A 20,192-nucleotide genomic window follows, 5' to 3' on the forward strand; every position below is an offset into this window, starting at 1 on the left:
GTGCGTTATAGCGTCAGCGGGGCTTTCCGGTGACGGTGCGGGTGGCGGTGGACTTCGGGACATCGAGCACCTGCGTCGTCATCTCCGTCAACGGCCGCGAACCGCAGGTCGTGGTGATCGACGGGTTGCCGCTGATGTCGTCGGCGGTCTACGCGGCCGCCGACGGCACGCTGTTCGTCGGCCAGGAGGCCGAGCGGCAGGCGGCCATCGACCCGTCGCGGTACGAGCCGAACCCGAAGCGGCGGATCGACGAGGGCGAGCTGCTGCTCGGCGACTCCGTGCTGCGGGTCACCGACGTCGTGCACGCCGTGCTGGGCCGGGTGGTGACCGAGGCCCGGCGGATCGTGGGCGACGCCGAGGTCGACCTGCTTGTCCTCACCCACCCAGCCGACTGGGGCGCGATCCGCACCCGGCTGCTCCGCCAGGCCGCGGGCCGGCTGGCGCGGGAGGTCGCGCTGGTACCCGAGCCGGTCGCCGCGGCGGTGTACCACGCGGCCACGTTCGCGCCGGCCGCGCAGGCTGACGACCGCACGGTCGAGTTCAGCGGCCGTCCCGGCGACGCGCTCGCGGTGCTGGACCTCGGCGGCGGCACGGTGGACGTCAGCGTGGTGCAGCGGCTGCCGGAAGCGCCGCACGACCGGGCGCGGCGGCCGTCGCCCGGAGCCGCTCAGGCCGGGGTGCCCCCGCGCGGCGGGTTCCAGGTGCTGGCCACCCGCGGTGACCCGAGCTTCGGCGGCGCTGACATCGACCAGGCGCTGCTGGAGCACGTCGGCTCGCTGGTGTCGGCCGCCGATCCCGACGCGTGGCGTCAGCTGGTGGAGGGCCGTGAGCTGACCGACCGGCGGCGCCGGCGCGTGCTGCGCCAGGACGTCCGCGGCGCGAAAGAGACGCTCTCCCGGCACGCCTACACCGACGTGCCGATGCCATCGCCGTTCGCCGACGCGCACGTGACGCGTGAGGATCTGGAGCGGCTGATCACGGCGCCGCTGGGCCGCGCGGTCGAACTCACCAGCGCGGCCATCGCCGAAGCGGGACTGCGGCCGAAGCAGCTGACGGCGATCTTCCTCGTCGGCGGGTCCAGCCGGATCCCGATGATCTCGCGGCTCGTGCACGAGCGCACCGGCGTCGTGCCGACGAGCCTGGACCAGCCGGAGACCGTGGTGGCGCGAGGCGCGCTGCGCGCGGTGCTCGTGGACCCGGACCGGACCGGCGCGTTGCCCGGCTCGTCCGTGGCGCGCCTTGGCGGGACTCAGGACCAGCACGGGGAACGCACCGAGGTCGTCCGCCCGCGGGAGCTGCCGCGCGATGGCCGGGCCGACGCCGAGAGCCGCACGGAGCTGCTGTCGCGGCCGGGGCGCACGCCGTCGGGGCCGATCCCGGTCGTGCGCCCGCCGTCGCCGGGTCGGAGCGGTTACGGCGGCCCGGTGCCCGGTGGCGTCGCGAACGCGGTGCCCGGTGGCGCCGGACCCGCGCTCGGCGGCGGGCCCAGCGGTGGGCCCGCGTTGGGCGGTGGACGCGGTGGCGGCCCCGTCGGCCCGAACGCCGTCCGTCCGGGCGGGATGTCGCAGCCGGGGCGCGCACCGTGGGCGCCGTCGCCAGGCCGCGACGACGCCGAGGCGAACGGCAGGAAGCGGCGCTCGAAGCTGCTGTGGATCGTGCCCGCCGCGGTGGCCCTGCTCGTCGCGGGGCTCGTGGTGTTCCTGACGACCCGGACGAGCGACCAGTCCGGCACGGCGCAGGGCCGGACGTACGCGCAGTACGATTTCAGCCTTGTCGCGCCCGAAGACTGGGTGCAGACGAGCGACCAGGTCGCCCAGCGGCAGGTGATCCTGCACCCGCAGGAGTCCGCCGGGGGCAACGATCTCGTCGTCGCGCAGGAGTACGTCATGGACTATGACGCGACGGCGGACCGGCAGCGGCTCATCACCGCATTGCGGGCCGAAGCGGGTAGTCAGGAGAAGTACAGCGGATTCGATCCCGGCATGACCTATGGTGGCCGCACCGTCGTCGGCTACCACGAGACCAAGGGCGACCAGTTACAGGTCGACTGGTACGTGGTCGTGCAGGGGAAGTTCCGCGTGCACGTCGGCTGTCAGTACAACGTGCCGGCGTTGCGACAGCGTGTCGCCGCGGCCTGTGACCAGGTCGTGCGAACGCTGAAGATCACCAGCTGAGGAGTGCCCGTGCCGTCCGAACCCGAATCCGCAACGGCGGCTTTCACCCGAGCGGGGCAGGACGCGGTCACGTACGCGCGCCGCGTCGCCGGCACCGCGCTCGCCCGCAACGAGCGGCACCGCAGCGAGAACCGGGAGCTGCTGAAGCAGTTCGGCCGTCAGCGGCTCTCCGGCGGGGCCGAACCGGTGCCGAGTGTGCTGCGGGGCGCCGCCCAGCGGTTCCGCGCGGCGCGCGGCCTGCCCGTGCCGGAGGTCCCCTCCGCGGCGGAATTGGCGGAGCCGGCGCCGAATTCCGCACCGCGTCCACCACGGACGAGTGAAGATGACGAAGACTTTTCGCAGTTGCGAATCATGCGCCAGGCGTAGTGAATCCGCTTCGGTTGCCGCTGTGCGTCTGCTAACCACGCAGGTGGAAGTCTTCTTTTTCGACAACAGGTCTTCGTACGGCCCGTACCTGGCGCTGCGTGCGGCGATCGGTTCCCGGATCTCGCGTTCCCGCAAGCAACTACTTGCCGCCAAACAGCGACAAGGGGGAACCAGTCATGGCAATGTCTTCGTCGTAGGTCCGTACGAAACAAACACGAGCTAGTGTGGACAACCACTAAATGAAGGGGGTAGCTCCCATGGCTGGCGGTTTTACAGGGACTCCGGAGCAGTTCACCGACGCTGAGGGTCGCGTCACCGACGTTCGCGCCCGGATGGACCAGAACCTCTCGCAGCTGCGCGACCGGATCGAAGCGACCCGCGCGGGGTGGCAGGGCGAGGCGCAGAAGGCGTTCGACCACGTCATGCAGCGCTTCGACGAGGACGGCAAGGGCATGAACCAGGCCCTGCAGAACATCGCGAACCTGCTCCAGGAAGCGGGCTCCAAGTACAAGCGCTCTGAGGAGCAGCAGCAGGAGATCATGCAGTCGATGAACAAGGGCTTCGGCGTCCTCGGCTGATCTGGGCTTCCCGCCCGGTTTTCTTTCCACCCCAGACTTCTTCTTCACTGATTCGCAAGGGAGTGCACCATGGCTGACGGCATTGTTGTCGATTACGCCACCATCCACGCGGCTGCCGACGACTGCACGTCGACGGGCAAGGAGCTGCAGCAGTCGTTCGACACCCTCAAGGACGACCTGAACCCGCTGATCCAGAGCTGGTCCGGTGAAGCCAAGGACCAGTACATGAACGCGCAGCGTGAGTGGGACCAGAAGTTCGAGGACCTCAAGCAGGTTCTCGCGCAGATCGCCGCGGTGCTGCCGCAGATCGCGGATGGTTACCAGAGCACGGACAAGGGCGTTCAGAACCTGTTCTGAGCCACCTCCGGCCGAAACCACGGCGGGCCAGGCACTTCGGTGCCGGCCCGCCGTTTTTCGTTGCCGGGCAAAGAGTTCAGCGATTTTTTGTTCGTGCGACACCGGTGCGTCACGTAATTCGGCGACGGCCTGAGGGTGCCGTCGCGTCATAGTTTTCCGGTTGGGTGCTGATTGATGGCGCCGGCCAAGAATGCCGTTGCGTCACGGATTAGGTGTGACGAATTGACCGAGGCTGTCTCCGCATCGGTGAATTAAGCGGGCAGGTCGGCCGAGGATGCTTGGTGCGGCAGGAAATCAGTGCGGTGCGCCGACCGAATACTCGGGTTTGTCGTTGAGCACCCGCACGGTCACCTTCTTCGGCTGGCCGCCGATCTGCACGCTGCAGTCGAACGTCGTCCCGTTGGCCACGGCCTCGCCGCTCGGGCACTGGACGTTCTTCACGTCGGGCTCGCCGTAGTTCTGGTTGAGCACCCGGGAAACGCCGTCCTGCAAGGACTTCTGCTCAAGAGTGTCCCCTTGGAATGCCCCGAGCAGCCACGCGACGACCCCGCCCACGACCACCACAGCCACCACGCCCCCGCCGATCACGAGGGGCCGCTTCGACCGCGGCGCCTTCCGCACGGCCTCCGCGGAAAACGCCCCGAGCCCCCCATACTGCGACGGCTGGAACCCACCCCCGAACTGCTGCCCGGACGGGTCTTGCTGCCCCGGCTGTGACGGCACCCCGGGCACCTGCTGCCCGAACCCGCCGGCGGGCTGCTGCTGTGCCGGCCAGCCGCCACTGTCCGGATTGGCGGCTGGGGCCCATGCGCCCGACTGAGCCGCCTGCTGCGCCGGTTGCTGAGGCGACTGTTGGGCCGACTGTTGCGCCGGTTGCTGAAGCGACTGCTGTGCCGGCTGTTGTGCCCACTGCTGGACCGATTGCTGTGCCGGTTGCTGAGGCGACTGTTGGGCCGGCTGTTGTGTCGGTTGCTGAGGCGACTGCTGCGGCGGCTGTTGTGTCGGTTGCTGAAGCGGCTGCTGTGTCGACTGTTGTGCCCACTGCTGGACCGGCTGCTGAGGCCAACCCTGCGCCTGCCCCGGCTGTAGCTGTCCTGGCTGTGCCTGCTCAGGGTGCGCTTGCCCGAGCTGCGCTTGCCCCGGCTGCTGCCAAGCGGCCTGCTGCCCGCCCGGCTGCTGCCACGGGCTCTGCTGCCACTGGCCCTGTTGGCTGTCGGCGGGCTGTTGCCACTGGCCTTGTTGGCTGTCGCCGGGCTGTTGCCATGGGCTTTGCTGGCTGTCGCCGGGCTGCTGCCACGGGCCCGACGATGTCGGACCGCTCGGCGACCAACCCCCACCGGTCTGGTCCGGCTGCGGCTGCCACGGCCCGGTCGCCGCGCCCTGCGGCTGACCCGGCTGCCCGGTCTGACCCAGCGGACTCGCCTGTCCCGGCTGCCCAGTCTGACCCGCCTGACCCGGTTGACCCGCCTGTCCCGGCTGACCTACCTGGCCCGGTTGACCCAACTGGCCCGGTTGACCCAGCTGACCCGGTTGACCTACCTGGCCCGGTTGACCCAACTGGCCCGGTTGACCCAACTGGCCCGCTTGACCCAGCTGACCCGCTTGGCCCAACTGCCCCGGCTGCCCCGGCTGCCCCGGCTGTCCAGCAGCGGGCGGCTGCCACCACTGCTGCTGCCCACCCGTCACCCCTGGCTGCCCACCCGGCCACCCGGCCGGCTCGCCCGCCCCAGTGGGCTGCTCAGGCGGCTGGCTCATCGGAGATCACCTCGGGTGCTCATCAGTTGCCCTGCAGTTGGCTGAGGCGGTTGTAGAAATCCTGTTTCGCGGCGGCGTCCGGCAGGGCCGTGACCTGGGCCGCGTCGGGGATCTTCGGCAGGTCCTGGGCGCTGGCCTTGCCGGTGAAGCGGAAGTCGTAGCGCAGTTCGATGTTGTGGCCGCCGCCCTGGAGCTTGGCGTCCATCACGAACTCGATCAGGGAGCCGTCCGGGTTCAGGCGGATCGTGGTGGGCACCGGGGCCTTGCGCAGGTCGGCGCCGATCTTCGCCAGCATGTCCGGCGGGAGGACTTCCACGCGCTTGTCGAGGAACTGCGAGAGCGGCACGTTCACGGTCAGCTCGGTCGTCCCGTCGCCCATGCTCTTGGCGCCGCGGACGGCCTTCTTGTCGGCGGCGTACGAGGCGTCGACGGCGTCGGCCATCTTGCACGCCGTCAGCACGCCGCCCCAGGCGCACGGCTGCACCAGGCCAGCCTCGGGCTTCGGCATCGACACCCACGGCGTCGGCTCCAGCGACTTGTACGCCGGGCCTAGGTACAGGTACTCGACCGGGCCGTCGGCGGGGGTGAAGGAGTCGATCACCTCGTCCGGGTTCTTCTGCGACCGGTTGTGCACCACGCGGCTCTCCGGGCTGCCGGTGCGGGCCGAGGTGATGATGTTGTGCACGTACTTGTCGTCGAAGCGGAGGTACGCGTCGGCGGAGTTGGTGACGTCGCGGGCGTCGAGGATGGAGTCCTCGAGCTTGGACATCGCCTTCTCGAACTTCGCGCCGACGTACGAGGCCGCCTGGTCGCCGTCCGGCAGCGCGGTGCCGGCGCGCGCCTGCCCGCACGCGGTCGCGAGCACCAGCACGGCGCTCACGGCGCCGATCGCCCTGACTGCTCGTTTCCCCATCGATGTCCCCCGGTCCTCGATCCCCGCCGCGATCGTCTCATCATCAGGTCCGACGCTCGGATGCGCGGGTGGTTCCCTCGGAACCACCCGGTACACTTCACGTGAACGGGCCTACCGTGCACCGTAGGATGAGGCCTTGTTCGCCACCCCGCTGTCCGGGTGCCGCGAACAGGGGGGTATCTTCATATGTCGTTGTGCGTTGCGGCGCGTCAGCGCTAGGCCCGCACAGAACCCACACGCAATGTTGACGACGAGGTAGACCCTTGCCCACGTACAGCCCCAAGCCCGGCGACGTCACTCGTGCCTGGCACGTGATCGACGCCGAGGATGTCGTGCTCGGCCGGCTCGCGACCGAGGTCGCCACGCTGCTGCGCGGCAAGCACAAGCCGACCTACGCCCCGCACGTGGACACCGGTGACTTCGTCATCATCGTCAACGCCGAGAAGGTCGCGCTCACCGGTAACAAGCGCGAGCAGAAGTTCGCGTACCGCCACAGCGGTTACCCCGGTGGCCTGCGCAAGCGCTCGTTCGGCGAGCTGCTCGACACCAAGCCCGAGCACCTGCTCGAGAAGGTCGTCAAGGGCATGCTGCCGAAGAACAAGCTCGGCCGCGCCCAGGCGAAGAAGCTGAAGGTCTACGCCGGCCCGCAGCACCCGCACGCCGCGCAGCTGCCGCAGGCGCGCGAGATCACCAAGATCGCGCAGGTCGCGCAGTGAGTGAGGAACAGTCTGTGACCAGCACCGAGACCGAGGCCGAGGCCGTCGTCGCCACGTCGGAGACCCCCGCGGTCGCCGACGCTGTCGCGACCAGCGAGTCCGCTGCCGCCCCGCGCCCGTCGCGGGCCGCGGGCGGCAACGCCCAGACCGTCGGCCGTCGCAAGGAGGCCGTGGTCCGCGTTCGCGTGGTCCCCGGCACCGGCGAGTTCAAGCTGAACGGCCGCACCATCGAGGAGTACTTCCCGAACAAGGTGCACCAGCAGCTCATCCGTGAGCCGCTGGTCCTGGTCGACAAGCCCGACTCGTTCGACATCTTCGCCAACCTGCACGGTGGCGGCATCTCGGGCCAGGCCGGCGCGCTGCGTCTCGCCATCGCCCGTGCGCTCATCGAGGTCGACGCCGACGACCGCCCGGCCCTGAAGAAGGCCGGCTTCCTGACCCGTGACGCTCGCGCCACGGAGCGGAAGAAGTACGGCCTCAAGAAGGCCCGTAAGGCTCCGCAGTACAGCAAGCGCTGATTCTCGCGCCTCCGGCGCAACCCCGGGAGCGCCCATCCGTCCATCGGATGGGCGCTCCCGTGTTTTTTGGGCCCTTTTGCGTCTGCCTGTCCCTGAAGCGATGCGTTTCGCGTTCCGCGAGCGACTTTCCAGGGGCAGGGGCAGGGGGCCCGCGGCCCGCGACGGCCGCTAGGTTGTCGTGGTTGTTGCTGATCCGGCCGAAAGCAGGCGGATACGGTCTGCAGCCGACCGGCTCGCAGAACCAGTTTCCGCCGTGACTGCCGTCGGATCAGCAACGAACGGCACTGTTTGGGACAAGGAGGTCGAGAATGGCTCGCCTATTCGGCACCGACGGGGTACGTGGCCTGGCCAACGCCGAGCTGACGCCGGAGCTGGCGCTGTCGCTCGCCGCCAGTGCGGCGCGGGTGCTCGCCGCCCACGACCGTTCGCACCGGCCGATCGCCGTGGTCGGCCGTGACCCGCGCGCCAGCGGCGAGATGCTGGAGGCCGCGGTGGTCGCGGGCCTCGCCTCCGCCGGCGCCGACGTGCTGCGCCTCGGCGTCCTCCCGACGCCCGCCGTCGCCCACCTCGTGAGCGCGCTGGACGCCGACCTGGGCGTGATGATCTCCGCCTCGCACAACCCCATGCCGGACAACGGCATCAAGCTCTTCGCCGCGGGCGGGCACAAGCTCCCCGACGGCATCGAGGACGAGATCGAAGCGGGCCTGAGCGCCGAGGTCGTCCGCCCGACCGGCTCCGGCGTCGGCCGCGTGTCGGACGTGTCGGACGCGCTGGACCGCTACGTCGAGCACCTGCTCTCGGCCACGCCGCACCCGCTCGCCGGGCTGAAGCTGGTCGTCGACTGTGCGAACGGCGCGTCGTCCGTCGCCGCGCCGGAGGCCTACCGCCGGGCCGGCGCCGAGGTGGTCGCCCTGCACGCGGAGCCGGACGGCATCAACATCAACGAGCACTGTGGCTCGAACCACCCGGACCTGCTGCGCGCCGCCGTGGTCGAGCACGGCGCCGACCTCGGCATCGCGCACGACGGCGACGCCGACCGCTGCGTGGCCGTGGACGCCGCCGGCGAGCTGGTCGACGGTGACCAGATCATGGCCGTGCTGGCGCTCGCGCTCGCCGAAGAGGGCGTGCTGGTGAAGGACACCCTGGTCGCCACCGTGATGAGCAATCTGGGCCTGCACCTGGCGATGAAGGCCAACGGCATCAAGGTCGTCACCACGGCGGTCGGCGACCGCTACGTGCTGGAGGAACTGCGTGCGTCCGGGCTGGCCCTCGGTGGCGAGCAGTCGGGCCACGTTGTCCTCCCGGCCCACGCCACCACGGGTGACGGCCTGCTCACGGCGCTGCGCCTGATGGCCCGCATGGCCGCGACGGGCAAGCCGCTGGCCGAGCTCGCCGCCGTGATGAACCGTCTCCCGCAGGTGCTGGTGAACGTCCCCGTCGCGGACAAGGCCGCCGTCGCGGCGTCCACCGAAGTCCGTGACGCCGTCGGCGAGGTCGAAGCCGAACTCGGCGAGGAAGGCCGCGTCCTGCTTCGCCCGTCCGGCACCGAACAGCTCGTCCGCGTCATGGTGGAGGCCCCGTCGCCCGCCACGGCCCAGGCCGCCGCCGACCGTCTCGCGGGGGTCGTCTCCGCGGCCTCCTGACCTCACTCGATCTCCCCCGAACCGCTGCGCTCGCCGTCACTGGCCAGGTACATTCCGTGTGCGAGTGCGACGGCACCGGACGTGGGTTTCCCGCGTCCTAGTGTGCTGTACACAGCAGGGCTTTGAGGGAGGACGAGCGATGGCGGGCGGCCACAAGGTCGACACGGAAGCGCTGACCAGTGCGGCCAGGGCGGTGAGCGAGACGCCGCGGAACACGCTGCAGCAGCCGCTGGCGGCCGTCAAGGACGTCCAGCTCGCCGCCGCCGATTTCGGCGAGGCGCACGGCGGCAACTTCGACTCGTACCACACCGGCGTACTGCGGCTGGCCGGCATGGCCGACGCTTACCTCAAGGCGTCGGACGCCTTCGCTCAGAAGCTGAACGCCGCGGGCGGCCGCTACCAGGCCAACGAGGCCGACAGCGCCCAGGCGGCCGGGGGTGCGGGCAAGTGAGTGCGAGCGCCGAGGACGATGCTCCTTCAAGGCAAGAAGTCGAGCAGCTGGTCTATTCGCCTGGCCTGGCCAAGACGGACACCGGGCGGGATCTGGCGCTGCAGTACCTGGACTACGTCGAGGACGAAGACCCCACGAAGTACGGGTTCAAGGACCGCGACGAGTTCAACCAGTGGCGGGACAAGCTGAAGCAGGACTTCAGCATCAGCGAAGGCGACATCAACGCCAACAACTTCGTCGGTGGCTTCACCTCCGACATCCCCGGGGTGTCGAGCCTCCAGCAGGACGTCTACAGCGCGTACTCGAACGCCAAAGCGGTCTACGACCAGGATCAGGAAAACGGCCGTCAGGCGGACAAGAAAGCCGCCGACGACGCCAAGGGCAAGCTGGACGAGATGGCCGGGCGCGCGTCCGCGACGAACGCCGGCGCGAACACCTCCGACGAGATCCTCGACCTCGGCAACGCCGGGATGCGGACGTTCGACGTCTTCGTGCCGCTGTTCAACCGGGCGGTCGCCGCTGTCGGCACTTACCAGCCTGCCAACAAGGATGATCTGTACAAGCTCTACAACGAGCAGCGGAAGATCCCGTTCACGAAGTTCGTCGCGGGGGCGGACGAGTTCACCAAGCTGAAGACCGCCGTCGCGGATTCGTCCAACGACGTGAAGGGGCAGCTCGCGACCGACCTCGCGAACTGGCAGGGCGGCGCGGCGGACCAGGCGAACGCCTTCCAGAAGAACTACCTCGCCGACGCGAAGACCACCGCGGACGGCATGGGGCACGCGGCCGACGCGATGCTGGCGGCCGTCGGGTCGGTGGGCAAAGCCTGCCGGGACAAGGCGAACTGGGTGATCAAGTACCGTGTCGACTCGCTCGGCCCGGTCACCGCGCAGGACCTCGACCGGATCATCCGGATCGTCGAGCTGCGCAGCAACGCGAGCCAGGACGACTTCAAGCACTGCGCCAAATTCCTCGACCAGCAGTCGCAGGACTCGATCAACGACGACGACTGCGACCTCAACGACGACACGATCAACCACATCGTCGACCAGTGCACCCAGTACCTGAAGAACAACTTCGGCAAGTTCTTCGACGGGTACATCCGCGACTTCAAGACCATGTGCACCAACACGCACACGGCCGTCGACGGGGCGTGGAAGGCGCTGTCGGACTTCCTGCTGAAGCTGCCGGAGGATCCGTTCGCCGATGTCGGCAAGTCCACTGACGACGGTGGGTCGACGAAGGCCAGCAGTAGCTCTGGCAGCGGTGTCGGCAGCGGTGGTGGCGTCAACAGTGGTGGGGGTGGCGGCGTCACCCCGCCGCCGTCCGCGTCGGTGGGACCGCAGCCGAAGCCGCCCGAGGTGCCGGACCCGAGCCTGAACCCGGTCACCCACCAGGCCCTCGAGACCAATCCCGAGACCGGGCAGCCGTACCCGATCGACCCGCGCACCGGGGCCGCGATCAAGACCGACTCGACCACGCCGGAGTCGATGACCGTCGAGCAGGGTGATCACAAGATCGCCATGACCGAGCCGGGCGCGGACGGCCGGATGGATATCAAGGTCGACGACGGCTCCGGGGCCGCGAAGGACTACCAGCTCGACTTCGACCCGGCCAAGGACGGCGCGACGCCCGGGGCCACGCCTGCCGATGGCGCGGTGCCGGGGACAACGCCGACCGGGGTTCCGGCCCACGGCACCGCTCCGGGTGGCCCGGCCGGGCACGAGCCCGGTGCCCAGCCCGCTCCGGACGGCGGCTATCGGCCGGGCCCGGACGGCAAGATCCACATCGAGGACGGCCCGCTCAAGATCACCGCCGAGCAGCCCGAGGGCGCCGGTGGCCCGACCGTGGTGACCGTCGACGACGGGAGCGGCGAGCCGGTCAAGTACACCCTCGGTGACGACGCGGCGACCGGGCAGCCCGCTGACGGCTCGGCTGTCGCCGGTGGCCACGGCGGCGCCGCCACGGCTGGCGGCCCGGCTGCGGCCGGCGGCGCTGCGGCGGCCGGCGACCCCGCCGCAGGCGGTGCCATGCCCGGTGGTCATCCCGGCGGTGCGGCGGCCGGTGACCCGGCTGCGGCTGGCGGCGCTGCAACGGCTGCAGGCGGTGCCGCGCCTGGTGGCCATTCCGGCGGTGCGACGGCCGGAGACCCGGCTGCGGCCGGCGGCGCTGCAACGGCTGCAGGCGGTGCCACGCCTGGTGGCCATTCCGGCGGTGCGACGGCCGGAGACCCGGCTGCGGCCGGCGGCGCTGCCACGCCCGGTGGCCATCCCGGCGTGACCGGCCACGACCCGGCGACGCCGTTTGGTTCCGCCCAGCCGGCCGCGGCCGCGCACGACCCGGCCTCGGCCCATGCGGTTTCGGCCGGTCATGATCCGGCGTCCGCCCAGTCCGTTTCGGCGGTGCACGACCCGGCGTCCGTTCAGCCGGGCTCCGCCGGGCATGACCCATCCTCGGCGCAGTCCGTTGCGGCGCAAGTGGATCCTTCTCACCACGTCCAGTCCACAACGGACACCAGCGCGGCCCAGCCGGCCGTCGGCGTTCACGCGGCCCAGGCGTCCGGACCGGACGACTCGACCTCGGCCCAGTCGCTCACCGATCCGATGGACAGCCACAGCGGCGTCGGCCGGCACGAGGATGCCGGTCTGGGCGCGGCCGTCGACTCGACCGCGCTGAGTGGTGGCGGGGCGACCGACCCGTCGGCGTCCGGGCTGGGGGTCGCGCCGACCGCTGGTGACCAGCACTCGCAGCCCGCCTCGATGGGCATGATGGGCGGCGGGATGATGGGCGGCGGCGGAGGCGGCGGAGAGCAGGACCAGGAGCGTTCCGCCAGCCCGTACCGGGTCGATCGCGGCTTGTTCGAGTCGTCTGCGTCGGGTGGGCGGATCAGCGGTTCGCTCGACGACGACAGTGCGATCGGCTCCCGGTAACCGGTGTCGGAAAGGGGAGTCCGATGAGTTCCGAAGACGCGCTGGCGGCGATGCGCGCGAAGCTGTCGACGCTCGAGGCGGAGAACACTGCCCGCGCGGCATTGCTGGACCGCAGCCGGGACGAGGCCGTCGCGGAGAGCAAGGAAAAGCTCGACAAGCAGGGCAAGATCCAGGGTGAGGTGTTCGCCCGGCTGCAGGAACGCAACCGCCGGGCCAAGGCCGCGGGCGGCTGGGTGACGGAGTCGACCGTCGGGGAGAAGCCCGGCGACGAGAACGACTTCGGGTTCGAAGAGGACGACACGGAGAAGGACCGCCGCGCCGGTTACCGCGCCGCGGCGGAGCCCGAGCCCGCTTTCGGGGGCCGCGCCGTTCCGCTGCCCAAGGTCGAGACACCGCCCGCACCGCAACCACCGCCGCCGGTGCCCGGCCGGCATCGGCGCGGCGCGGCGCACCCGGACGACGACGACTTCGCCAACACCGACTGGCTGGCCACCTAGCCGCTCACCCCGGCGTGGGAACGCACCGTGGCGCGGTGGGAACACCCGGTCACTCGCTCGCCCGGGCCCGCCGCGCCGGTTCTCGCGGGCGCGTTGGGTGGGTAGATTCCCCCTTGCACGGAATGCGGCACCCGTGGGCGTCGAACCGGGCGAGACCATGGGGGACCAAGGGGGCGAGGGCCATGTCTGACGGTGGCTACCGGCACGACTCGGAGAGCATGCTGTCCGCCAAGACGTCGCTGGAGCGCGCGGCCGAGAAGACGTCGGGCGACTCCGGCAAGGTCGCGCCGACATTGCTCACCGCGAAGGACTTCGGCCGCGTCCACGGCGACGCGTTCACCGGCTACAGCAACGGCATCAACGCCATGGGCGACGCCATGAAGGGCTACGCCGGCCAGCTCGCGCAGCTTGGCGGCGGCGTCGGCACGGCTGCGACGCGGTATTCGGCGGACGACCAGCAACAGGGCTCGGACGCGCGGAACGCGGGGCGCCGATGACCGTCACCGAGGCGCAGATCAAGGCGCTGCAGAACGATCCGTACGTCACCGAGGGCACGAAGCAGTCGGCGATCTCGGCGTACCACCGGCTCGGCCCGGACGGCGCCGACGAGGCCTACGAGCAGGCCCAGGTGGAGCACGATTCGCACGCGCAGGACGACAAAGCCAACCGCGACGAGACGGTGCAGTCGGAGAAAACCCTTGATGCGCAACAGGGTCCGGCGCCGGGCGGCGTCGGGGTGAAGAAGTCCGACGAGGTGCTTGACCTCGCGAAGCCGGCGCTCGACTTCTTCTCGCGCTGGGCGGACCAGGTCTGGAACAAGATGCCGGACGCCCCGCCGGAGAAAATCGACTCCCGGAAGGACATCTGGGACAAGTTCGCCGAGAACGCCGACCTCGACTTCCGGAAGTTCCTCGATGACGCCGAGGGCCTGGCGAACGCGCGCCAGACCCTCGACGGGACGCGCACCGACGCGACCAACGCCGTGACCACGCTGTTCCACGACTGGAAGGGCGACGGCGCCGAGGCCGCGAAGGCCCAGTACGAGCAGCGCATCCAGCCCAGCGCCCAGGACCTGCTCGACCAGATCGACGGCGCCGCGAAGCTCATCCCCGAGACGATGATGCACATCTACACCGCGCTGAAGACCAAGGTCGACGAGGTGCTGAAGCTGCGCGTCGACGAGGTCGCCACGGCGCCGCTGTACCTGGCGAGCCAGGTCGTCGAGGTCGCGCGGGGCAAGGTCGACTCGAAGGACAAGCTGCTGGACATCGCGCAGTGGCTGGATTCCGCGTGCCCCGGCAACAACCTGTACGACCGGCTGCAGGACGAAGACTGCGGGCTCAACGACGAGAACAAGGACTACGCGATCGGGGCTGCGAAGCAGTGGCTCAACGGGTCGTTCTCGGCGGAGTTCGGGCAGCGTTACGACTCGTTCAAGGGCCTGTGCCAAACGGCCACGGACACGATCACCACACACTTCCAGACGCTCTCGCGGTTCATGGAGGGGTGCGCGAACTCGTTTTCGGTGGGGGGAACGGGTTCTGGTGGCGGCGCGGTGGCGCCGGACGTCTCGACGATGTTCGCGCCTCTGGACGGAGCGGGGGCGGATGTCTCGACGGGGACCGATGGGGCGGCCATGTCCGTCGTCTCCGCGGACGGTGGTGGGTTCACGGCGCCGGGCGGCGTCGGTGTGGAGTCGTCGACGGGGACGGCTTCGGCTGATACCGGGGCGTCCGATGAGATGACCACGGCGTCGGCGTCGCTGGGTGACCTCGGTGCGCACGTGCTCGACCCGGACGGCCCACCGCAGCACGACGGCGGACCGGGGGCGGAGCAGGCGTCGACCGATGGGCAGCTGGGTGCCGCGCCTGGCGGCTTGACCATCGACCCGCTGGGCGTCGGCCAGCCGACCGGCGCGATGCCGGACGGGACAAGCGGCTTCGGCGGCATGGGCATGGGCAGTATGGGCGGTGGGCTGGGCAGCGCGCCCGGCGGCGGCGACCAGCAGCGGGCCGGCAGCCAGCACCGGGTGGGGGACGACGTCTTCGAGCCGCGGGGTTCCGGCAGCCGCATCAGCGGTTCGCTGGACGACGAGAGCGAGCGGCCCACCCGCAACGACGGGGGTGGCCGGTGACCGGCCCATCGGCAACGTGGGGGTGGCCGGTGCCCAGTGCGGCTGGCTGGCCCTTCCACAACGAGGGTGACCGATCGGCAAGGAGGAGGTCGGCCGGTGACCGGCGCGGCTGACCGGCTCGCGGCCGCGCGCGCGGCGATGGAGTCGGCGACGCGTGAGCACCAGGAGCAGCGCGGCCTGCGCGAGCGGCACCTCGAGGAGGCCAAAGCCCAGGCCCGTCAGTCAATGGAGCGCGACGCCGCCGTGCACGGCCGCTACATCACGCACATGCAGGAGCTGAACCGCCGGCACAAGGAAACGGGCGGCTGGCTCACGGAAAAGGCGCTCGCGGACCACAGCCACACCATGGAGTTCGGCCCGGAGGACGAAGACCAGCCCCGCGACGACTTCGGCAAGCACATCCCGCCGAAACCGCCAGGACCGATCGACGCCCCGATCATGGAACGGCCCCCGGCCGCGACCCTGCCGGCCACGGACACGTCACCCGCACCGTCTCCGCCGACGACGCCGATTCCGGCACAGTCACCCTCGCGAGGCCGCCACGCCCGCGCGGACTCCTTCGACGACGACGACTTTTCCAACAACAGCTGGATGGTCGACTGACCCGCGCCGCACTCTGTTCGGTGGCTCAGGCCGCGGGCTCTTCCGGCAGGTCGATCGGGGCGCGTTTCACGTCGGATTCCAGCAGGGGCAGGTACTTGTCCGTGCCCGTGAGGTGGGTCAGGAAAAACGCGGTGAACAGGGCGCGCGTCAGCTGCTGGGTGCCGCGGTGGGGCTTGCCGTGCAGGAGGAGCTGGCTCCAGTGCCTGCCTTCCGTGACGCCGAGGTGCGAGGACTTCCCGAGCGTCCGCAGCTGCACCGGCCCGGCCCAGGCGTTGGCGATCGCCTCCGCGTGGCCGACGGCCGGGGCGACCAGGTCCTCCTCGGCCGCCAGGTGCAGGCCCGGAGCGGTGATCAGCTTCGCGGCCTCGGTGGCCGGGGGGAAGGTCTGGGCGGCGGTGATCGTGGCGACGGCACCGATCCGCGGGTACGTCCGGCCGAGCAGTTCGGCGTCGGTGGCGGAACCGGCCAAAGCCGTCCCCGAAGCCGTACTGGAACCGGCCTTGGCCTTGCCGGAACGCGCGCCGGATCCGGCCGCCGCCGAGTCGGAAGAACCGGCCGCAGCAGCCGAAGTGCCCGCGGCCAGTACCGCGGAGCCGCCCCCGGTGGAGTGGCCGGCCAGGCCGAGCTTCTCCGGGTCGACGCTGATGCCGTCCGGGCCGAGGCGGACTGTGGTGATCACGTCCAGCGTCGTCAGCAGGTCCGCGGCCAGCAGGCGGTGCGACGGCAGCGGGCCGCGCTGCGTGGCGGGCGCCGCGGCGACCACGCCCCAGCCGGCGAGGTGGTGCAGGAGCTGGCGGTAGCGCCCGGTCGGCTGCAGCCAGCCGTGCCCGAACGCGATGGCGGGCAGGCCGAGGCCGCTCCGCGGGGTGAACACGATGCCGGGCAGCCCCACCAGGGCGAGATTGCCGCGCAGGACCTCGTGGGGCCCCGGGTGTGACAGCTCCGCGAGCAGCTGCTTGGGCTTACTGGCCATGCGCGCGACCTTACTGCCCGTGCCCGCGCGTGGCCCGCCCGCCGCTCCGAGTCATCCCGTCACGCTTCAGGGGTGGGGTCGGGCTCAGCCTTACAGCGTATGTCCCGATGAGTGAAACGCCTGGTCAACGCACCCGAAATCGCTCGTCAAGGTACCGGAGTAGGGGACTGGACATCCCTCGTTAGGCTTATCCGCGTGTGTGGAATCGTGGGATATGTCGGACACCGGCCGGCCCTGGACGTCGTTCTCGGCGGACTGCGGCGCATGGAGTACCGCGGCTACGACTCGGCCGGCGTCGCGGTGCTGGACGGCAAGGGCGCGCTGAACGTCGAGCGTAAAGCCGGCCGCCTGGCGAACCTGGAGACCAGGCTCGACGAGGTCGGCCGGGACGCCTTCGCGGGCACCGCCGGCATGGGGCACACCCGCTGGGCGACGCACGGCGCCCCGGTGGACCGGAACTCGCACCCGCACCGGGACGCTTCGAACCGCGTTGCCGTGGTGCACAACGGCATCATCGAGAACTTCGTCGCCCTCCGCTCGGAGCTGGAGGCCGATGGCGTCGAGATGGCCAGCGACACCGACAGCGAGACCGCCGCGCACCTGGTCGCCCGCGCCTACGACGGTGGCGAGACCAAGGGCGACTTCGCGGCCAGCGTCGCCGCCGTCTGCCGCCGCCTGGAGGGCGCGTTCACGCTGGTCGTGACGCACGCCGACCAGCCGGACACCATCGTCGCGGCGCGCCGGTCGTCGCCGCTGGTGGTGGGGGTCGGCGAGGGTGAGACGTTCGTCGCGTCCGACGTCGCCGCCTTCATCGAGCACACACGCGAGGCCGTCGAGCTGGGGCAGGACCAGCTCGTGGTGATCACCCGCGACGGCTACGAGGTCACCGACTTCCACGGCGACGCCGCGCAGGCCAAGCCGTTCACCGTCGACTGGGACCTGAGTGCCGCCGAGAAGGGCGGCCACGAGTACTTCATGCTCAAGGAGATCGAGGAGCAGCCCGAGGCGCTGGCCAACACGCTGCGCGGGCACTTCGAGGCCGGCCGCATCATCCTCGACGAGCAGCGCATCTCCGACCAGGACCTCCGCGACGTCGACAAGGTCTTCGTCGTCGCCTGCGGTTCCGCGTACCACTCCGGCCTGGTCGCCAAGTACGCGATCGAGCACTGGACCCGGCTGCCCGTCGAGGTCGAGCTGGCCAGCGAGTTCCGCTACCGCGACCCGGTGCTGGACCGCGACACGCTGGTGGTCGCCGTGTCCCAGTCCGGCGAGACGGCCGACACGCTGGAGGCCGTCCGCCACGCGCGGGAGCAGAAGGCGCGTGTGCTGGCCGTCTGCAACACCAACGGCGCGCAGATCCCGCGTGAGTCCGACGCCGTGCTGTACACGCACGCCGGCCCGGAGATCGGCGTCGCCTCGACGAAGGCGTTCCTCGCCCAGATCGCGGCCAACTACCTGGTGGGCCTGGCGCTGGCGCAGGCCCGCGGCACGAAGTACCCGGACGAGGTCGCCCGCGAGTTCGCCGAGCTGGAGGCCATGCCGGCCGCCGTGCAAAAAGTACTGTCCACTGTGGATCAGACCCGCGACCTGGCCCGGCGCATCTCCGACTCGCGCGCGGTGCTGTTCCTCGGCCGCCACGTCGGGTTCCCGGTGGCGCTCGAAGGCGCGCTGAAGCTCAAGGAACTGGCGTACATGCACGCCGAGGGCTTCGCCGCGGGCGAGCTGAAGCACGGCCCGATCGCGCTGATCGAAGAGGGCCTGCCGGTGGTCGTCGTGATGCCGTCGCCGAAGGGCCGCGCGGTGCTGCACTCCAAGCTGGTCTCGAACATCAGCGAGATCCAGGCCCGTGGCGCGCGCACCATCGTCATCGCCGAAGAGGGTGACGAGACGGTGCGGCCGTTCGCCGACGAGCTGATCGAGGTCCCGGCCGTGCCGACGCTGCTGCAGCCGCTGGTGTCCACCGTGCCGCTGCAGGTGCTGGCCGCGGAGATCGCCCGCGCCCGCGGGTACGACGTCGACAAGCCGCGTAACCTGGCGAAGTCCGTCACCGTGGAATAGCACAGTGTAAAAACGGGAGGCTTCGCCGTGTTGGGAATCTGGACCACGGAACGGATTCGCGCGGCGGAGGACCGGCTGCTCGCCGTCACCCCGGACGGCGAGCTGATGCGGCGGGCCGCCTTCGGGCTGGCCGGGCAGGTCGCGGACCTGCTGACCGAGACCGCTGGGTCGGTGTCCGGACGACGGGTCGTGCTGCTCGTCGGGTCCGGCAACAACGGTGGTGACGCCCTGTGGGCCGGTGCGTTCCTGCGTCGCCGCGGTGTCGCCGTCTCGGCTGTACTGCTCAAGCCGGAGAAGGCGCACGCGGCGGGATTGGCCGCACTGCGGCGTTCCGGCGGTCGCGTGGTGTCGCTTGAGGACAGTCCACAGTGGATCTCGCGAGCGGACGTCGTGGTCGACGGCATCGTCGGCATCTCCGCGAAGGGGCCGTTGCGCCCGGACGCGGCGAAGCTCGTCGAGCAGGTGGACGCGCCCGTCGTCGCGGTGGACCTGCCGAGTGGGGTGGACCCGGACACCGGCGCCGTCGACGGACCGCACGTCACGGCCACGCGCACGGTCACGTTCGGAGCGCTGAAGCCCGTCCACGCGCTCGCGCCGCAGGAGTGCGGCGAGGTGGTGCTGGTGGACATCGGCCTGCGGCCCTCGCTGGGCGAGCCCGACCTGCGTCAGCTCGAGCTGGCCGATGTCGCCGCCGTGTGGCCGATTCCCGGCCCGGCGGACGACAAGTACAGCCAGGGGGTTGTCGGCATCGCGGCCGGCTCCGCGACGTATCCGGGCGCGGCGGTGCTCGCCTCCGGCTCGGCGGTGCACGCGACGGCCGGCATGGTCCGCTACGCCGGGCACGCCGCCGAGGCCGTCCGGTCCCGCTGGCCGGAGATCGTCGCGACGGGCTCGGTCACCGACGCCGGGCGCGTGCAGGCCTGGGTGGTCGGGCCGGGCATCGGCACCGGCGCGGACGGCCGTGAGCTGCTGCGCCACATCCTCGGCCAGGGTGTCCCCGTGTGCGCGGACGCCGACGCCACCACGATCATCGCGCGTGACCACGACGTGCTCGACGCCCGCGACCCGGACACTCCGCTCGTGCTGACGCCGCACGCGGGGGAGTACGAACGCCTGATGGGCCGCAAGCCCGGCGCCGACAGGCTCGCCGCCGCGCGCGAAGCGGCGAAGAAGTACAACGCCGTTGTCCTGCTGAAGGGGCACTGCACGGTGGTCGCCGCGCCGGACGGCCGTGTCTCGGTCAACACCCCGCGCGGCTCCTGGCTCGCCACCGCGGGCTCCGGCGACGTCCTGACCGGGCTGGTCGGCTCGCTGCTGGCGGCCGGCGTGGACCCGTGGCTCGCGGCGTCGGCGGCCGCTCAGGTGCACTCGCTGGCCGGCACGCTGGCCGCGGCGGGCGTGCCGACCTCGGCCTCGGGGATCGTCGACGCCATCCCGGCGGCGCTGCGCGTGGTCCGCGCCGTCGGCCGCGACTCGTAGGGGGCTCCGGCTATAGTTCGATGTGAGTCGAACTATCAGGGAGCGTG

The 20,192-nt window shown here is 70.9% G+C and carries 19 protein-coding genes; 16 read left to right on the plus strand and 3 right to left on the minus strand.

Going from position 1 to position 20,192, the window contains the following annotated elements; all coding sequences use genetic code 11:
- Positions 1-29: 29 nt before the first annotated feature.
- The 4 genes from OG943_RS40765 to OG943_RS40780 all read left to right on the plus strand — a co-directional run bounded on the left by OG943_RS40765 (position 30) and on the right by OG943_RS40780 (position 3,475).
- Positions 30-2,174: a type VII secretion-associated protein gene (locus tag OG943_RS40765; RefSeq protein WP_328606220.1), complete on the plus strand. Its 2,145-nt coding sequence runs from the start codon at positions 30-32 to the stop codon at positions 2,172-2,174.
- Between the two features lie 9 nt (positions 2,175-2,183).
- The gene (locus OG943_RS40770; RefSeq protein ID WP_328606221.1) at positions 2,184-2,540 is read left to right on the plus strand and encodes a hypothetical protein; all 357 of its coding nucleotides are present in this window, start codon (positions 2,184-2,186) and stop codon (positions 2,538-2,540) included.
- 257 nt (positions 2,541-2,797) lie between these two features.
- On the plus strand, positions 2,798-3,118 hold the full coding sequence (locus tag OG943_RS40775; RefSeq protein ID WP_091623789.1) for a WXG100 family type VII secretion target: 321 nt from the start codon (positions 2,798-2,800) through the stop codon (positions 3,116-3,118).
- 69 nt (positions 3,119-3,187) lie between these two features.
- Positions 3,188-3,475 (plus strand): WXG100 family type VII secretion target, encoded by a 288-nt coding sequence (locus tag OG943_RS40780; RefSeq protein ID WP_328606222.1) that lies wholly within the window; start codon positions 3,188-3,190, stop codon positions 3,473-3,475.
- A gap of 294 nt (positions 3,476-3,769) precedes the next feature.
- Here OG943_RS40780 and OG943_RS40785 read toward each other — a convergent pair whose 3' ends face one another.
- Positions 3,770-4,198 carry a DUF4333 domain-containing protein gene (locus tag OG943_RS40785; RefSeq protein WP_328606223.1) on the minus strand — a complete coding sequence of 143 codons (429 nt, stop codon included), beginning with the start codon at positions 4,196-4,198 and terminating at the stop codon, positions 3,770-3,772.
- Positions 4,199-4,594: 396 nt separating this feature from the next.
- On the opposite strand from OG943_RS40785, the gene OG943_RS40790 reads away from it, so the two are divergent.
- Positions 4,595-5,275 (plus strand): hypothetical protein, encoded by a 681-nt coding sequence (locus OG943_RS40790; RefSeq protein ID WP_328606224.1) that lies wholly within the window; start codon positions 4,595-4,597, stop codon positions 5,273-5,275.
- Here the strand turns inward: OG943_RS40790 and OG943_RS40795 are convergent.
- The gene (locus OG943_RS40795) at positions 5,253-6,143 is read right to left on the minus strand and encodes a hypothetical protein (protein ID WP_328606225.1); all 891 of its coding nucleotides are present in this window, start codon (positions 6,141-6,143) and stop codon (positions 5,253-5,255) included. The genes OG943_RS40790 and OG943_RS40795 overlap by 23 nt on opposite strands.
- Positions 6,144-6,406: 263 nt before the next feature.
- Between OG943_RS40795 and rplM the strand changes: the two genes are divergently transcribed.
- The 9 genes from rplM (at position 6,407) to OG943_RS40840 (ending at position 15,635) form a co-directional block, all read left to right on the plus strand.
- A complete protein-coding gene (rplM, locus tag OG943_RS40800) occupies positions 6,407-6,859 on the plus strand; it encodes a 50S ribosomal protein L13 (RefSeq protein ID WP_091623802.1) in 453 nt (150 codons plus the stop codon).
- Positions 6,860-6,873: 14 nt separating this feature from the next.
- Positions 6,874-7,377: a 30S ribosomal protein S9 gene (gene rpsI / locus OG943_RS40805; RefSeq protein WP_328606226.1), complete on the plus strand. Its 504-nt coding sequence runs from the start codon at positions 6,874-6,876 to the stop codon at positions 7,375-7,377.
- Positions 7,378-7,685: 308 nt separating this feature from the next.
- On the plus strand, positions 7,686-9,020 hold the full coding sequence (gene glmM, locus OG943_RS40810; protein WP_328606227.1) for a phosphoglucosamine mutase: 1,335 nt from the start codon (positions 7,686-7,688) through the stop codon (positions 9,018-9,020).
- Between the two features lie 139 nt (positions 9,021-9,159).
- Positions 9,160-9,471: a hypothetical protein gene (locus OG943_RS40815; protein WP_328606228.1), complete on the plus strand. Its 312-nt coding sequence runs from the start codon at positions 9,160-9,162 to the stop codon at positions 9,469-9,471.
- The gene (locus OG943_RS40820; protein ID WP_328606229.1) at positions 9,468-12,401 is read left to right on the plus strand and encodes a hypothetical protein; all 2,934 of its coding nucleotides are present in this window, start codon (positions 9,468-9,470) and stop codon (positions 12,399-12,401) included. Before OG943_RS40815 ends, OG943_RS40820 begins: the two co-directional genes overlap by 4 nt.
- Before the next feature lie 23 nt (positions 12,402-12,424).
- Positions 12,425-12,898 carry a hypothetical protein gene (locus OG943_RS40825; RefSeq protein WP_328606230.1) on the plus strand — a complete coding sequence of 158 codons (474 nt, stop codon included), beginning with the start codon at positions 12,425-12,427 and terminating at the stop codon, positions 12,896-12,898.
- Between the two features lie 182 nt (positions 12,899-13,080).
- Positions 13,081-13,395: a hypothetical protein gene (locus OG943_RS40830; protein WP_328606231.1), complete on the plus strand. Its 315-nt coding sequence runs from the start codon at positions 13,081-13,083 to the stop codon at positions 13,393-13,395.
- Positions 13,392-15,032: a hypothetical protein gene (locus tag OG943_RS40835; protein ID WP_328606232.1), complete on the plus strand. Its 1,641-nt coding sequence runs from the start codon at positions 13,392-13,394 to the stop codon at positions 15,030-15,032. Before OG943_RS40830 ends, OG943_RS40835 begins: the two co-directional genes overlap by 4 nt.
- A 96-nt stretch (positions 15,033-15,128) precedes the next feature.
- Entirely contained in the window at positions 15,129-15,635 is a 507-nt protein-coding gene (locus OG943_RS40840) for a hypothetical protein (RefSeq protein ID WP_328606233.1), read from the plus strand.
- 25 nt (positions 15,636-15,660) lie between these two features.
- Here the strand turns inward: OG943_RS40840 and OG943_RS40845 are convergent, their stop codons facing one another.
- Complete coding sequence (locus OG943_RS40845) at positions 15,661-16,608, minus strand: dienelactone hydrolase family protein (protein WP_328606234.1); 948 nt, start codon at positions 16,606-16,608, stop codon at positions 15,661-15,663.
- Positions 16,609-16,803: 195 nt separating this feature from the next.
- Between OG943_RS40845 and glmS the strand changes: the two genes are divergently transcribed.
- Positions 16,804-18,666 (plus strand): glutamine--fructose-6-phosphate transaminase (isomerizing), encoded by a 1,863-nt coding sequence (gene glmS / locus OG943_RS40850; protein ID WP_328606235.1) that lies wholly within the window; start codon positions 16,804-16,806, stop codon positions 18,664-18,666.
- A gap of 27 nt (positions 18,667-18,693) precedes the next feature.
- Positions 18,694-20,145 carry an NAD(P)H-hydrate dehydratase gene (locus OG943_RS40855; RefSeq protein ID WP_328606236.1) on the plus strand — a complete coding sequence of 484 codons (1,452 nt, stop codon included), beginning with the start codon at positions 18,694-18,696 and terminating at the stop codon, positions 20,143-20,145.
- Positions 20,146-20,192 lie beyond the last annotated feature (47 nt).

It is taken from the genome of Amycolatopsis sp. NBC_00345 (genome assembly GCF_036116635.1).
GTDB lineage: Bacteria > Actinomycetota > Actinomycetes > Mycobacteriales > Pseudonocardiaceae > Amycolatopsis.

Bases quoted from the DNA above. Each gene is read 5' to 3' on its own strand.
- OG943_RS40795 (WP_328606225.1), bottom strand. From the start codon at position 6,143: ATGGGGAAACGAGCAGTCAGGGCGATCGGCGCCGTGAGCGCCGTGCTG.
- OG943_RS40775 (WP_091623789.1), top strand. From the start codon at position 2,798: ATGGCTGGCGGTTTTACAGGGACTCCGGAGCAGTTCACCGACGCTGAG.
- OG943_RS40815 (WP_328606228.1), top strand. From the start codon at position 9,160: ATGGCGGGCGGCCACAAGGTCGACACGGAAGCGCTGACCAGTGCGGCC.
- OG943_RS40830 (WP_328606231.1), top strand. From the start codon at position 13,081: ATGTCTGACGGTGGCTACCGGCACGACTCGGAGAGCATGCTGTCCGCC.
- OG943_RS40845 (WP_328606234.1), bottom strand. From the start codon at position 16,608: ATGGCCAGTAAGCCCAAGCAGCTGCTCGCGGAGCTGTCACACCCGGGG.
- OG943_RS40780 (WP_328606222.1), top strand. From the start codon at position 3,188: ATGGCTGACGGCATTGTTGTCGATTACGCCACCATCCACGCGGCTGCC.
- glmM (WP_328606227.1), top strand. From the start codon at position 7,686: ATGGCTCGCCTATTCGGCACCGACGGGGTACGTGGCCTGGCCAACGCC.
- OG943_RS40835 (WP_328606232.1), top strand. From the start codon at position 13,392: ATGACCGTCACCGAGGCGCAGATCAAGGCGCTGCAGAACGATCCGTAC.
- OG943_RS40825 (WP_328606230.1), top strand. From the start codon at position 12,425: ATGAGTTCCGAAGACGCGCTGGCGGCGATGCGCGCGAAGCTGTCGACG.